10 protein-coding genes are annotated in these 13,815 nt (G+C 69.4%); 4 read left to right on the top strand and 6 right to left on the bottom strand.

Annotated features, from left to right (window positions below):
* Positions 1–9: 9 nt before the first annotated feature.
* Positions 10–2,418, bottom strand: a complete 2,409-nt coding sequence (locus ACIP6U_RS25250; RefSeq protein ID WP_401721868.1) for a hypothetical protein — start codon at positions 2,416–2,418, stop codon at positions 10–12.
* Between the two features lie 237 nt (positions 2,419–2,655).
* On the opposite strand from ACIP6U_RS25250, the gene ACIP6U_RS25245 reads away from it, so the two are divergent.
* Positions 2,656–2,838 carry a hypothetical protein gene (locus ACIP6U_RS25245; RefSeq protein WP_401721866.1) on the top strand — a complete coding sequence of 61 codons (183 nt, stop codon included), beginning with the start codon at positions 2,656–2,658 and terminating at the stop codon, positions 2,836–2,838.
* Between the two features lie 394 nt (positions 2,839–3,232).
* Positions 3,233–5,143 carry a pentapeptide repeat-containing protein gene (locus ACIP6U_RS25240; RefSeq protein WP_401721863.1) on the top strand — a complete coding sequence of 637 codons (1,911 nt, stop codon included), beginning with the start codon at positions 3,233–3,235 and terminating at the stop codon, positions 5,141–5,143.
* A gap of 197 nt (positions 5,144–5,340) precedes the next feature.
* On the opposite strand, the gene ACIP6U_RS25235 is transcribed toward ACIP6U_RS25240, so the two are convergent.
* From ACIP6U_RS25235 to ACIP6U_RS25225, 3 genes are all read right to left on the bottom strand, one after another.
* The gene (locus tag ACIP6U_RS25235) at positions 5,341–5,928 is read right to left on the bottom strand and encodes a hypothetical protein (protein WP_401721860.1); all 588 of its coding nucleotides are present in this window, start codon (positions 5,926–5,928) and stop codon (positions 5,341–5,343) included.
* Positions 5,929–6,106: 178 nt separating this feature from the next.
* Positions 6,107–7,345 (bottom strand): IS110 family transposase, encoded by a 1,239-nt coding sequence (locus ACIP6U_RS25230; protein WP_401721858.1) that lies wholly within the window; start codon positions 7,343–7,345, stop codon positions 6,107–6,109.
* A 232-nt stretch (positions 7,346–7,577) separates the two neighbouring features.
* The gene (locus ACIP6U_RS25225) at positions 7,578–8,480 is read right to left on the bottom strand and encodes a hypothetical protein (protein ID WP_401721855.1); all 903 of its coding nucleotides are present in this window, start codon (positions 8,478–8,480) and stop codon (positions 7,578–7,580) included.
* A 94-nt stretch (positions 8,481–8,574) separates the two neighbouring features.
* Between ACIP6U_RS25225 and ACIP6U_RS25220 the strand changes: the two genes are divergently transcribed.
* Both ACIP6U_RS25220 and ACIP6U_RS25215 read left to right on the top strand, forming a co-directional pair.
* The gene (locus ACIP6U_RS25220; protein ID WP_401722352.1) at positions 8,575–10,920 is read left to right on the top strand and encodes a polynucleotide kinase-phosphatase; all 2,346 of its coding nucleotides are present in this window, start codon (positions 8,575–8,577) and stop codon (positions 10,918–10,920) included.
* Positions 10,921–11,067: 147 nt separating this feature from the next.
* A complete protein-coding gene (locus ACIP6U_RS25215; protein WP_401721853.1) occupies positions 11,068–11,799 on the top strand; it encodes a hypothetical protein in 732 nt (243 codons plus the stop codon).
* Positions 11,800–11,804: 5 nt separating this feature from the next.
* Here ACIP6U_RS25215 and ACIP6U_RS25210 read toward each other — a convergent pair whose 3' ends face one another.
* Both ACIP6U_RS25210 and ACIP6U_RS25205 read right to left on the bottom strand, forming a co-directional pair.
* On the bottom strand, positions 11,805–12,704 hold the full coding sequence (locus ACIP6U_RS25210) for a hypothetical protein (RefSeq protein WP_401721850.1): 900 nt from the start codon (positions 12,702–12,704) through the stop codon (positions 11,805–11,807).
* Positions 12,701–13,804 (bottom strand): SPFH domain-containing protein, encoded by a 1,104-nt coding sequence (locus ACIP6U_RS25205; RefSeq protein ID WP_401721844.1) that lies wholly within the window; start codon positions 13,802–13,804, stop codon positions 12,701–12,703. Before ACIP6U_RS25205 ends, ACIP6U_RS25210 begins: the two co-directional genes overlap by 4 nt.
* Positions 13,805–13,815 lie beyond the last annotated feature (11 nt).

The following is a 13,815-nucleotide window of genomic DNA, read 5'->3' as shown; positions in this document are numbered from 1 at the left end:
CGTTCCGGATCATTCCAGGTCCCCCCACGCCCAGGGGGCAGCGACGCTCCCATCAGGTTCCCGACCGAACCGGAACCGCTCCCGGTAGTCACCGATCTCGATGAACTGATCGAAGCGCCCTGCAGCAGGAAGCCGCTCGGCCAGGGCGGTGACCTGTTCCTGCGCCTCGGCCCCCTGCAGCGCGTTCAGTAGCTGGGCCACGGCGGCCGGGTCGTCGAGGGAGGCGTGCGCGGCGACCCGCTCAATCAGGGCAGTGACCTGCTCGTCCGCCCCGGCCCACCCCAGCGCGTTCTGTAGCCAGGCCACGGTGTCCAGGTCGTTGCGGGAGACGTGCGCGGCGACCCGCTCGATCAGGGCAGCGACCTGCTCGTCCGCCCCGGCCCCCTGCAGCGCGTTCAGTAGCTGGGCGACGGCGTACGGGGGAGGGTCGAGGGAGGCGTGCGCGGCGGGGTCACGGGCCAGCAACACGGTGACCTGCTCGTCCGCCCCGGCCCCCCGCAGCGCGTTCAGTAGCCGGGCCACGGCGGCCGGGTCGTCGAGGGAGGCGTGCGCGGCGACCCGCTCGATCAGGGCAGTGACCTGCTCATCCGCCCCGGCCCACCCCAGCTCGGTCAGCAGCCAGGCCACGGCGGCCAGGTCGTCGAGGGAGGCGTGCGCGGCGGGATCACGGGCCAGCAACACGGTGACCTCGTCCGCCCCGGCCCCCCGCAGCTCGGTCAGTAGCCGGGCCACGGCGGCCGGCTCGTCGAGGGAGGCGTGCGCGGCGGCCCATTGGGCGGGGCGTGGGTCGGTGGCGTGCAGGGTGCGGAAGTGGTAGACGAGGAGGGATGCGGCGATGGGGTTGCCGTGGGTGGTGGCGTGTTTGTGGAGTTGGGTGGCGTCGCGGTACAGGCCGCGGTCCCGGGCGGCATCTCCGAGGGTGGCCAGGTCGGCGGGGTGGGCGCGGCTGGCGGCCGCGGTCCAGAAGCCGATGGGGGGGATCGTCTCGGCGCGGTGGTGGCGGCCGTGCTGGTCGAGGTAGTCGGCCAGCCGGTACAGCGGCCCCTGCCCGGCCCGGGTGCCATGCCCAGCAGCGGAGCCGGTGGGGGCACTGGTCCGGCGGTTGCGCTGGTTGCGAGGGGTGCCGGTCTTGACGGGGGTGAGGATGCCAGGGATGCCGTTGCAAGGTTTCGTGACGTAGTGAAGAGCCTGTTCAAGCCAGTTGTCACCGCTCTGGTTCCACTCGGCCTCGGTGAGGTAGCTGGGGGCGGCCTCCTTCAGCCATGTGAGAGGGATATGCGGGCCGGCGCCGAGACGGCGGGCGTCCATGGCCGCGTGGATGAGCGCCTTCGTGGCCGGTGGGGCGTCCTCGTAGCGGCTCATCAGGACTGGTACACCGGCCAGATACTGGGCGACCTGACCGTCCGCGGCGCGTGCGGCGGCCTCCGCGAGCCGGGGGTCAGCGTCGGCCGCTTCGGTCAGAGTGCCAAGGGCGGCGCCGGTGAAGGCATCCGGCACCCTGATCCTGCGGCCGTCCAGCAGCTCCCGGGCCTGGGCGTGCCGGTCCGTCTCGGTGCGGGTGGTCAGGGTGTCCCAGTGGTCCAGCCAGAGGGTGGCCAGCACCAGTACCGGGGCCCGCCGCGGGTCGCGCAGCAGGTCCCGCAGGCGCGCGGCGATCTGCTCCCCGAGTGGAGTGGGGAGCAGGTATTCCTGGGCCTCGTTCAGCCAGATCACCGTGTACGGGGCGACATCGGCGAGTTCAGCCAGGACGGCGTCGGGGCGGGTGGGGGCAATGGGATGCCACAGCCGCCAGGGCTCGTCCCGCTCGCGCAGCGGCTGGAGGGCTTCCCAGCAGGCGCGGGTCTTGCCAGTGGAGGATCCGCCCGCCAGCACCGCGATCCGGCTGGCCCCGGCGGCGGCCTGTGCCACCACCTCGGCCAGCCAGCGGTCGTGCTCGCGCGGCACATACGCCGGCAGCACCGGCAGACTGGCAACCGGAGAACCGATCGCACGGTGCACCTCCAGAGAAAACGGGTCGACCACCTTCGCCAGCGGCATGCCCGGCCGCATCCGCTCCAGCGCCGCCCGGCCCTGCCCGGCCTCGACCTCGGCACGTGTGCCGTCCGCACGCCGGCGGGCCTCGGCCTGGTAGGCGCGACGCCACTTCTGCACGTCCAGCACCGCGGCCGCCGCCGGATCACCGGCCAGCCCCGCACGCTCGGCCTGTGCCCGCACGGCCCGCACCATGTTCAACAGCTGATCGATCTGCTGGGGGAACCGGTCGGCGCGCAGCCAGTCCCCGATCGTGGTCGGGCTGACCCCGACGGCACCGGCCAGTACGCGGTCCGACGGCTGCTTCTGCAGACGCTCGTCGCGGAACGCGGCCAGCTCGGCGATCAGCTCGGCGTACTCCGGTTCCTGCGCTGCCGGTCCCGCCATCACGACGCCTTCCCCTCCCGCGCGGCCCGTGCGCGGGTGTCCACCCCGCCCCTGGACACCCTGGTGGACACACACCCCGGCCGTGCCGTGAACCCTAGCGCCCACCAGCCCGCTTCGCGGTGAGGTGTCCAATCCGTATCGGGACTCCTGTAGGACGGCCTCCTGGACAGTCAGCGTCGAACCCGTCCCGCACGGCCCGCCCCTGGGCCGTCACCACCACCACGGAGAGTTCACGCGATGAGCCCGCTGCAGATCCTGTCCCTGCTACTCGCTCTGTCCACCGCCCTCAACATCGCGATCACCGCAGCCCTGCTCGCCCGCCGGTCCGGCGCCGGCATCCCCCAGGCGATCCTCACCGGCGCGGGCACCGCAGCCACCGGCCTGGGCATCTACCTCGCCGCCGTCGCCGCCTACAAGTGATCACATCCGTACCGGCACCCCACGCACACGGACCAGCACTACCCGCCACTCCGCAACGGCGGCTCAGATCACGGCCTGTCAAAACTTCTGACAGCAACACCGGTTTCCTGGTCCATTCCTCCTCGGAGCCGTTCTCCGGCCCGTACCGGCCCTTTGCCTCGGGACTGATCGTCCCGTCACCTGATTACGGGACGCCCCCCGGTAGTTCGGAGAAGGCGTGTGAGGCATGTGCCCTCAATGCTCCGTGCCTGACTTATATCTACGGGTTCTTCAGGCACGTACGGCATCTTCGCGGTGGGAGCCTCCCCGATGCTGCCTGTCACCGTCGAGCCTGAACCGTTCCCGTCCGCAGGGCGTCCATACAGGCACCCTGACACCGTGGAGTCGCCGCACCATGAGCACAGCCGAACCGCCGCCTTGGCCGCACTGCGCACACGGTGCAGACCCTGCTGCCGACCCCGTTGGTTGCCGCGGCATCCACGTCCCCGGCCACACCGTATGCCTCGCCCACCTGGCCGACGACGACCGCGACTCCTACCTGGCCGTCCTGACTCCCGGCGCCGGCATCGACCATCGGGGCACCCACTTCACCGAATCTCTTCTCAATGCCCTCCTCAACGCTCTCCGCGGCCCTGAAGCCGGGCACCCCCGCGTCGGCCATGCCAAGTTCGAAATGGCCACCTTCGAGGGCGCTGCCTTGTTCGAGTCGGCGATCTTCGAGGACTGCGCCTTGTTCGAGTCGGCAATCTTCGAGGGCGACGCCTTGTTTGAGTCGGTGACCTTCAAGGGCGACCATGCCCTGTTCGACCAGGCGACTTTCAAGGGCGGCGCCAACTTCACATCGGCGACCTTCAAGAACCGAGCCGAGTTCAGCCAGGTGACCTTCGAGGACAGCGCCTTGTTCGGTGAGGCGACCTTCGAGGTGGGCAGCGCGAGGTTCGGCTCGGCGACCTTCGGTGAGGCGACCTTCGAGAGCCGCGCCGAGTTCGGCCTGACGACCTTCGAGGGCATCGCCCTGTTCGACTCTGCGACCTTCAAGGGCGACGCCGGATTCCTCATGGCGATCTTCGAAGATGTCGCCAGGTTCGGCTCGGCCAGCTTCCAGGGCGACGCCGTGTTCATCGATGTGACCTTCAAGGGCAAAACCTGGTTCGACTCGGCGACCTTCAAGGGCGACGCCTGTTTCGAGTCGGCGACCTTCGTAGCAGCTGACCAGCTCGGACCTTTGGCGTGTGCTGGACGGGTTGTGCTGTCCGGTGCGACGTTCGGTGGCCCGGTGACCCTCTCGCTCGCTGCGCGCCGTCTGGAGTGTCGTCGTACTCGCTGGTCATCGACAGCGGAGATCCGCCTGCGTTACGCCACGGTGGACTTCGCGCATGCGGTGTTCGAGTACCCCCTCACGATCGCCGCCGAGCCGGATCCGTTCGTGCTCACCAACGGCCGACAGCTCGCCGAAGATCCCTTTCCGATCCCCCGCGACCCCAGGGTGCGGGTGGCGTCGCTGCGTGGGGTGGACGCGGCCCATCTGGTCCTCTCAGACCTCGATCTGTCGGGGTGCCTGTTCGCCGGCACTGTGCACCTGGATCAACTCCGTCTGGAGGGGGCCTGCACTTTCGACATCGCCCCGCCCGCCGTGTGGTGGCGCTGGCCGCCCATGCCGTTCACCGAGCGCCGAGTCCTGGCCGAGGAACACCACTGGCGTGCCAGCCAGCCAGGAGCAGTGCGGGGCTGGAACGTGGCAGTCCTCGGCGCCGGACGCGCTGGCCCCTTGCAGATGGCTCCGGTGTACCGGGCTCTGCGCAAGGCTTTCGAGGACGGCAAGCATGAGCCGGGGGCTGCGGACTTCTATTACGGGGAGATGGAGATGCGCCGCCACGCCGACGACATCCCCCGCAGTGAACGGGGGCTGTTGACCGCGTACTGGGCGCTGTCCGGCTACGGACTGCGCGCATCCCGGGCCCTGGCGTGGCTCGGGGCGGCCATGCTCCTCACCATCGTCTTGCTGATGGTCTTCGGCCTCGCGAAGGACACCCCGAAGCAGACTGCGATCGGCACCGTCCCGACCGGCGGGGGCAAGGTCACCTTCGAGATCGACAAGGACGATCCGCAGAACCCCACCGGCAATCGGTTCACCGGCAAGCGCTTCGAAAAGGCTCTGAACGTCACCCTCAACTCGGTGGTGTTCCGCTCCTCCGGCCAGGACCTGACCACCGCCGGCACCTACATCGAGATGACCTCCCGCCTGACCGAACCCGTACTGTTGGGCCTCGCCGTCCTTGCCATCCGCAACCGCGTCAAACGCTGACGGCCCTGCCCCGGGCCGGCGAAGCCCTGTGAACGGTTCGACCGAACCGTTCCCGGCTGCGTGCCGTACTTGCCTGGAGCACGGATCATGCCTTTGAACTGCACAGAAGGCCTTCGACCCCTAGATAACGACAGCGGGCAGCTGGCACCCCACGCCGGGGACGGGTCCGTGCCGGCGTCACGCCAAGGTACGGCTGCTCAGCCAGCGGCCGCATCTGGTGCATCCGTCTGCTCCTGCGCTGGGTTTGGGAGCAACGCGAGCAGATCTGCGAAAACCCACTCGTCTACAAGGTCCGGGTAGGTGGCGATCCATTCAGTCGGCTGCGACGCGTGGGGTTCCTCCAGACCGTGGCACCACTGCGAGATCAGGTTGTCCCCTGCCGCCAGGTCGCCGACGGCGGTGCGCAGTTTGACGGTGTGCTGAAGGGTCGACTCCGGGCGGGCGTACCAGATGTAGCCGATCGAGGCGCCCTCGTGGGCGATGAAGTTTCGGGCTTCTCTGGCCTTGTGCAGGATGTCCATATCCATGGTCACGCCTATGGGGTGGTTGGCCAGGCTATGCAGGGTGCCGCCCAGCATCTGGTCCATGGGGGTTGAGGCGATCAGCTCGTCCAAAGTGAGGACGGGGTCCGCTTGGCCTGCGGTGACCATGTTGCCGACGCGCAGGACGTACTGGCATTTGTTCTCGTACGCGTTCGCCAGGTGGAGGGCACGCCCGACGGCCAGGAACAAGGCGTCCAGAAGTTCTGGGTGCGGTGGCGCAAAGCGACTCAATGACCAGCCCATGTCAGCGACTGTATCGCCTGCTGACGGTGCAGTGCTGCGACTTGTCGCGCTTCCTACTTGCCGCGAGCGAAGTCGATTTGAGACTGCACCTCGTAATCGACCTGGAGCACCGCATCCTTGATCTTCTCCTCCAGAGGCTCGAAGGAGTCCTGATTCGAAAATCCAACCTTCCCGCAGGTCACCCCGCGTCCGCTGATTGGAGGGACACTTGATAGCCGAGCATGTTGAGCTGGCTGACCAGACGTCGTGTCTGCCGCGTCCGGCCGGTTCGCTGGAGGAAGTAGTCCGCTCCGAGGTCGGTGTACTCGGCGTCGTTGGTGAGCATGTGCCAGATCGAGGCCAGGATCGTGTGGCCCACTGCGACCAGGGCGCGCTTCTTCCCGCGGCGGATCGCGATCCGTTTGTAGCGGGACGCGAGGTAGGTGTTCTTGCTGCGGGCTGCGGCCGTGGCGGCGAGGCCGAGCGCGCTCTTCAACCACGGGTCGCCGGGCCGGGACTTGCCGGAGGTGTGTTTGCCGGCGGACTCGTAGTTGCCCGGACACATCCCGGCCCACGAGGCCAGGTGGGCGGCCGAAGGGAAGCGGGTCATGTCCGCGCCGATCTCGGCCAGGATCATCTCCGCCGAGCGGGTGCTGACGCCGGGGATGGTGGCCAGCAGCTCGATCTGCCGCCGAAACGGGGCGAGTTGGCGGGTGATCTCCTCGCTGAGGCGGGCCTCGGTCGCCCTGACCGCGTCGATCCGGTCGAGCATGGTGCGCGCGAGGAAGGCATGGTGGTCGGTGAACTGGCCGGTCAACGCCTGGGCGAGGATCTGACGCTTGGTGCGCATGCTGGCGAGGGCCATCTCGGCGAGGATCGTCGGGTTGCGTTCCCCGGCGATCAGGGCCTCCAGCATCGCGCGGGCCGACTTGCCCAGCAGGTCCGAGACGACCGCGGACAGCTTGATCCCCGAGTCCTCCAGGAGCTTCTCCAGCCGCTGGGCCTCGCGGGTCCGTTCGCGGATGACCTCGGTGCGGTAGCGGGTCAGGTCCCGCAGCTGCCGGATGGCCGGCGGCGGCACGAACGAGGGCCGCACCAGGCCGTGTTCGACCATCTTGCAGATCCACTCGGAGTCGGCGACATCGGTCTTGCGGCCAGGCACGTTCTTCATGTGCCGGGCGTTGAGCAGCCAGCACTCGATGTCGTTCTCCAGCAGGTAGAACACGGGTTTCCAGTACGCCCCCGTGGCTTCCATGCCGACCACGGTGACCTGTTCGGCGAGCAGCCAGTCCCGCATCGCCAGCAGGTCTCGGGTCATGGTGGAAAACGTACGGATCTCCTTGCGGCGGCGTTTGCCAGGTCCCGGGACGCGGATGCAGACCTTCACGTCGGCCTTGCCGATGTCGATTCCGGCGCATCGTTCGTGGACCACGTCCATGCCCCGGCCCTCCCCTCGTGCGGTGTGCTGTTCAGCAGCAGCCGTCCGGCAGGGACCAAGCAGGCAGAAGAATCTGATTCACATGCTCGAAGCAACACTTCCGGGTGCCTGACGAAGGGTCCCCAGCGTCCTACTCAATGTCGGGCTCCGGTGGCGCCAAGACTCCGCGACGTCAGCCGGACGGCCGGAGCCAATTTTCTCCCCTTTGGGGTATCGCCGTCCGGAGATCGGATTACTCAATGGCTGCGTACTCGCTGACCAGGGCGTGCTTGTCGGCGATGGATTCCAAAGCGGCTATCCGGGTTCGCCACTGCTCCAGGTCTGACTTGGAGTACTGATACTTTCGTCCACGCACTTGTTCGAGCGTCGGGTTCGCGGCAAGGTTCGCCTGCACGAGCCGCAAGGCATCACCGCGCACGAGGGGCGGGCCGCCAAGGTTGTCCTCGATGAACTCCAGGCCGTCGACCATTTGGTCAAGCCGAGCATCAAGGTAGGCGGCGAGGGCGCTCCTCACCAGCGGGAGATCGAGCCCCACCTCTCGGCGTAGCTGTGCTGCGATCTTCTTCGGGAGGTCTGTCGCTTCACCGAAGCCCGGCCGCCTGCCTCCCGTGAAGCGACAGATCTCCTCACCGAGGTCGGACGGGTAGGTGATGATCATCTGCCTGTGCGACTCCAGTACTGTGCATGCGGAGTCGAGATAGATCAGGGTGGCCGGCCGGATGATCTCGGGCCTCAACTTGTCGCGGTGATACATCTCGTTGCGGTACTTGTGCAGCTTTTCCAGGACAGGGCCGAGTGCTTTGTCGAGCAAGTTGCGGCGGACCAGCAGACCGACTTTGGCGTCGAAGTTGCGGTCGATGTTCTTCAGGTCGGACTTGGATACGATCTTCGCCTTAATGGACGCGACCTCCTCCGCATCGACCGGAAATCCGTAGGACTCGTTCTGCTGGTAGGCCAACAGCAGTTTCTGAAGCATGCCTTGGTGCTGGAGTTCCGTCTGAACGGTTCGATGGAGGATTAGCTCCGTGACGCTGTCGATGAGTAGATAGGCCAACCTCAGGTTGGGCAGACGCCCCTTCTTGATCATCCCCTTGGCCTCTTCGAGCTGCACGACGATCAGCTCCAACCGCTCCATGTGGCCCCTCCGTCGAGTCAGCTGGTCTCCTGCTCCACATCATCTCTGGATGGTCGGCCGTGCACACCCGATATCTCGTTCGGCCCACGCGGTCCTGGCCCCTCCCCCCATCAGTGGTTCTGAACTTGAACAGAACGACTTGACAGGGAACGCGACCAGCGTGCAGCAGGACTCGCGCCGCCAACTGATCGACCTGGCCAGGCAGTACGACGTGCTGCCCATCGCCATCGTGCTGGACGTGCCGGAGGAGGTGTGCGCCGCGCGCAACGCGGGCCGCACCGACCGGGCCGACATGCCCCGCCGGGTCATCCAGCGGCACATCCGCGAACTGCGCCGCTCCGTACGCAGCTTGGAGCGCGAGGGCTTCCGCAAGGTGCACGTCCTGCGGGGTGTCGAGGACATCGAGGGCGCCACTGTCGTCACCGAGAAGCGCTTCAACGACCTGACCCACCTCACGGGCCCCTTCGACATCATCGGCGACATCCACGGCTGCGCCGCCGAACTGGAGTCGCTCCTTGCCAAGTTGGGCTACGCCGACGGCGCGCACCCGGAGGGCCGTACCGCCGTCTTCGTCGGCGATCTGGTCGACCGAGGCCCGGACTCGCCCGGCGTGCTGCGCCGAGTGATGTCCATGGTCGGCTCCGGCAACGCCCTGTGCGTACCCGGCAACCACGAGAACAAGTACGGCCGCCACCTCAAGGGCCGCAAGGTCCAGCACACCCACGGCCTCGCCGAGACCATCGAGCAGATGGCGGGGGAGAGCGAGGAATTCCACGCCCAGGTAAGGGAGTTCATCGACGGACTCGTCAGTCACTACGTCCTCGACGGCGGCAGGCTGGTCGTCTGCCACGCGGGCCTGCCCGAGAAGTACCACGGCCGCACCTCCGGCCGGGTCCGCTCGCACGCCCTCTACGGCGACACGACCGGCGAGACCGACGAGTTCGGGCTGCCCGTGCGCTACCCGTGGGCCGAGGACTACCGAGGCAGGGCGGCCGTCGTCTACGGCCACACCCCCGTCCCGGAGGCCACCTGGCTCAACAACACCATCTGCCTGGACACCGGCGCCGTCTTCGGCGGCAAGCTCACCGCGCTGCGCTGGCCGGAGCGGGAACTGGTCGACGTACCGGCCGAGCGGGTCTGGTACGAGCCGGCCCGTCCGCTGCGCACGGAGGCACCCGGCGGACACGACGGCCGCCCGCTCGACCTGGCGGACGTGCACGGCCGCCGGGCGGTGGAGACCCGGCACGCCGGCCGGGTCGCGGTCCGCGAGGAGAACGCGGCGGCGGCCCTGGAGGTCATGAGCCGCTTCGCGGTCGACCCGCGCCTGCTCCCGTACCTCCCGCCGACCATGGCACCGACCGCGACCACGCAGATCGAAGGCTTCCTGGAGCACCCGGCCGAGGCGTTCGCGCAGTTCGCGCAGGACGGGGTCGCGCGGGTCGTGTGCGAGGAGAAGCACATGGGCTCGCGAGCGGTGGCCCTGGTGTGCCGCGACGCGGAGGCGGCCGCGAAGCGCTTCGGCGTCGGGAGAGGTCCCACGGGCTCCCTCTACACCCGCACGGGCCGCCCCTTCTTCGACGACGGATCGGTGACGGAGGACATCCTGAACCGCCTCCGCACGGCCGCCGACGAGGCGGGCCTGTGGGCCGAACTCGACACGGACTGGCTCCTGTTGGACGCCGAACTGATGCCGTGGTCGCTGAAGGCGTCCGGTCTGCTGCGCTCGCAGTACGCGGCGGTCGGTGCCGCGTCGGGTGCGGTGTTCCCGGGCGCGCTCGCGGCACTGGAGGGTGCGGCGGCACGGGGAGTGGAGGTGACGGACCTCCTCTCCCGCCACCGCGAACGAGCCGCGGACGCGGCGGCGTTCACTGACGCATACCGCCGCTACTGCTGGCAGACGGACGGCCTGGACGGCGTACGCCTGGCGCCCTTCCAGCTCCTCGCGGTCCAGGGCCGCAGCCTCGCCGCGCTCCCGCACGACCAGCAACTGGCCCTGCTGGACCGCCTGGTGGAGCACGACGGCAGCGGCCTGCTCCAGACCACCCGCCGCCTCTATGTCGACACCGCCGACCCCGAGTCGGTCCGGGCCGGCGTCGACTGGTGGCTGGAGATGACCGGCCGCGGCGGCGAGGGCATGGTCGTCAAGCCCCTCGACGCGCTGACCCGTACCCCGGAGGGGCGCCTGGTCCAGCCCGGCATCAAGTGCCGGGGCCGCGAGTACCTCCGGATCATCTACGGTCCGGAGTACACCCGCCCCGACAACCTCACCCGCCTGCGCCGCCGCTTCCTCAACCACAAGCGCTCCCTGGCGATCCGCGAGTACGCCCTGGGCCTGGAGGCCCTGGACCGACTGGCGGAGGGGGAGCCGCTGTGGCGGGTGCACGAGGCGGTGTTCGGGGTGTTGGCTTTGGAGTCGGAGGCGGTGGACCCTCGGCTGTAGGCATCCGCCGACGGTGGGGAGGCAGCAGGCCGGCCTCCCCACCGGAATTACTGGTCCGCAGCCTCAAAGGCCCCTGGTTAACCGTGAGTTGCCATGCTATCTTCGCAGGTCGGTCCAGCAGGCATACCGACTCATGGGGGACAGTCGGTGGAGACAGGCGCGGGGCTCGGCGAGCCCGGGAGCGATTCCAGCCGTGCGCGGGGACTTGAGCTGCTCGCCCAGCTGACCGAAGCGCTGTGCGAACTGAGCTGTCTGGACGATCCGCAGACGCGCGTACAGTTCGGCAACCTCCTCGCGGAGCACCTGAACAAAGCGGTCGACGTGCGCGGTGTCAAACTGCGCGACGACGCGGCCCTCTTCGCTCGTTCCTCGTTGAGTGTGACGGGAGGGGAACGCGTACTGCTGTTGGTGGTGCGCGTATACGAAGGACCCATGGCCGCGGCCGAGTTGGAGCGGCTGTTCAGCCCTGTCGCCCGGCCGTCCGCCGACCAGGTGCTGTCCGGTCCGCTGTCCAAGTACGACGAGCGTGCCGCGCGCGGCCTGCTGGACGCCGCCAAGGGCGAGGTGCCGTCGGTGCGGCTGCGGGACGAACTCCTCGCCGAACTGGACGGCGTCGACCTGCCCATGGGTCTGTCGCCCGAACAACTCTTCACCTATGTCGTCGAGTTGAACGTCCAGCCGGACGGCCTGCCGCCCGCGGTCCTGCTCATGGAACAGGCGGCCCTGCTCGCCGCGACCCCTGATCACCGGACCGCGCTGGCCACCTGGGCCAAGGCCTGGGCCCAGCACGCGGACCTGTCCGAGGAGCTGGACTCGGGGCGGGTGTCCCGTCGGATGCTGGCCCGCCCGGAGCTGCTCCAGCCGCTGCGCAGCCGCTGAGCACCTCACCCCACCAACCGCAACCGCTCCCCACAAACCCCCACCCGCACCGTCTGCCCCCAGGTCAACTCCACCGCATCCCCCTCCATCCCGTCCCCGAACGCGATCAGCCGTTCCGACTCGACGGTGAGGGTGAGGCGGGACGTGGCCGAGAGGTGGCCGGCGACCCGGGAGGTGCCGGTGGCCGGGGAGGGCCAGGCCTCGCGGACGAACCACACCAGGTGGGGGTCGGTGGGGCGGGGGAGGGGCAGGTCGCTGCCCCGCTCCTGCCAGACCGAGCGGAGCCAGCCCGTCGAGCCGGTGCCCGTGCCCACCAGCACGCCGGAAGAAGCCTGGGCCTCGACGACACCCCCGTCGCCCTCCAGGCCCAGGCGGTATCTGGCCGTCTGATGTCCGACGGCTCCGACGTAGATCTCGTTGAGCGCGACCAACCGCTGGGTGTCGTCGGCGACGGCCTCGACCATGGTGAGTTCGTCCACGGCGGTGCCGGCCGCGTGGGCCGACGGGAGCAGGGCGGCGGCCGCCGACGGGCGGTGGCGGACCAGGACGCCCGGGTTGCGGCCGGGGTCCGTGTCGAAGCCCAACACCGGTTGTCCGGTGAGGTACTTGGCCACATTCGCCACCAGGCCGTCCTGGCCGACCACGACCACGACGTCCTCGGGGGCGAACAGGAACCGGTCCAAGTCGACCCGCTCCACCCGGGCCTGACGCCAGGTCAGCGGGATCGCCGAGGAGACCTCGGCCAGCGCCCGCCTCGTCGCGCGGTGCCGTTCGGCGATCTCCTCGATGTCCCGTCCCCGTGAGGCGAGGAAGAAGGCGGCCTGGCCGTGCGTGCCGTGATGGGCCACCAACTCCTCGTACTCCGTGGTGCGATGGACCAGGACGACCCGCGGTGCGAGACTCACGCCCGCTCTCCGGCACCGAGCCGCGCCAGCAGACCGGTCAGGACGTCCGGCGAGATCGTGACGCTGTCGATGTTCGGCAGGTTCTCCGCAAGACGCGTCCCCGTGAGCGCGTTCAGGGTCGCCACGTCCACGTCGCCGTGCACCCGCAGCCACGCCGCCTGGGCCTGCGCTCGCGCCTCGCCCACCTCGCGCGCGCTCTCCGCCTCCGCGCGGGCCAGCCGCACCGACCGGGCCGCCTCGGCGTCGGCCAGCTTCACCGTGCGCGTCGCCTCCGCCTCGGCGAGCTTGACCGAGCGCTCCGCCTCCGCCTCCGCGAGCTTCACCGACCGGGCCGCCTCCGCGCTCGCCCGTACCGCGTCCGCCGCCGCGTGCTCCTCCGCCTCGCGGCGGGCGTTGGTGCCGCGCTGGTCGACCAACTGCTCCTCGCGGCGGGCGAGTTCGATCTGGCTGGCCAGTTCGTTCTCGGCGATGGTGCGCTCCCGCTCGACGGCCACCGCCCGCCGCTCGTAGGTGGCCCGGTCGGCCTCCTGCTGGATCTGCTCCCGGGCTGGCGTACGCAGCGCCCGCTCCACCTCAGGCTCGGGGCGCAGCGCCACCACGCGCACCGCGACCACCTCGATACCGGTGGCGGGCAGGCGGGGCTCCGCCGCCAGTCCGGAGGCCACGCGCCCGCGCACCGACGCCACCCCGTCGACCAGCGCCGCCGACAGCGTCGTACGAGCCAGCACGTCGAGCGCGTGCTGCTGGGCCGTCTCCGTCATCAGCGTGCCCAGCTGCTCCAGCGGAGCGCCCCGCCACACCCCGGTGTCCGGGTCGATGGAGAAGTCGAGGCGGGCCGCGGCGAGCGCCGGGTCGCTGACCCGGTAGGTGACCGTCGCCTGCACCGCGACGTCCTGGAAGTCGGACGTACGGGCGTGGAAGGTCATCGCCAGCTCCCGGTCGTCGACCGGTACCTCGGAGAGCGCCGCGGTCAGCGCGCGGTACCAGAAGCTGAGCCCCGGCCCGTCGTGCAGCAGCTTTCCGTCCCGGTGGTGGCGGACGTGTGCCGTCGGCGCTCCGCGCAGATGGCGCCAGCCCAGGCGCCGGGTGATGTCGGCCATGTGTGTGCGAC

It is taken from the genome of Streptomyces sp. NPDC088794, from assembly GCF_044750545.1.
Classification (GTDB): Bacteria; Actinomycetota; Actinomycetes; order Streptomycetales; family Streptomycetaceae; genus Streptomyces.
This window is presented reverse-complemented; position numbering and strand designations above follow the sequence as displayed.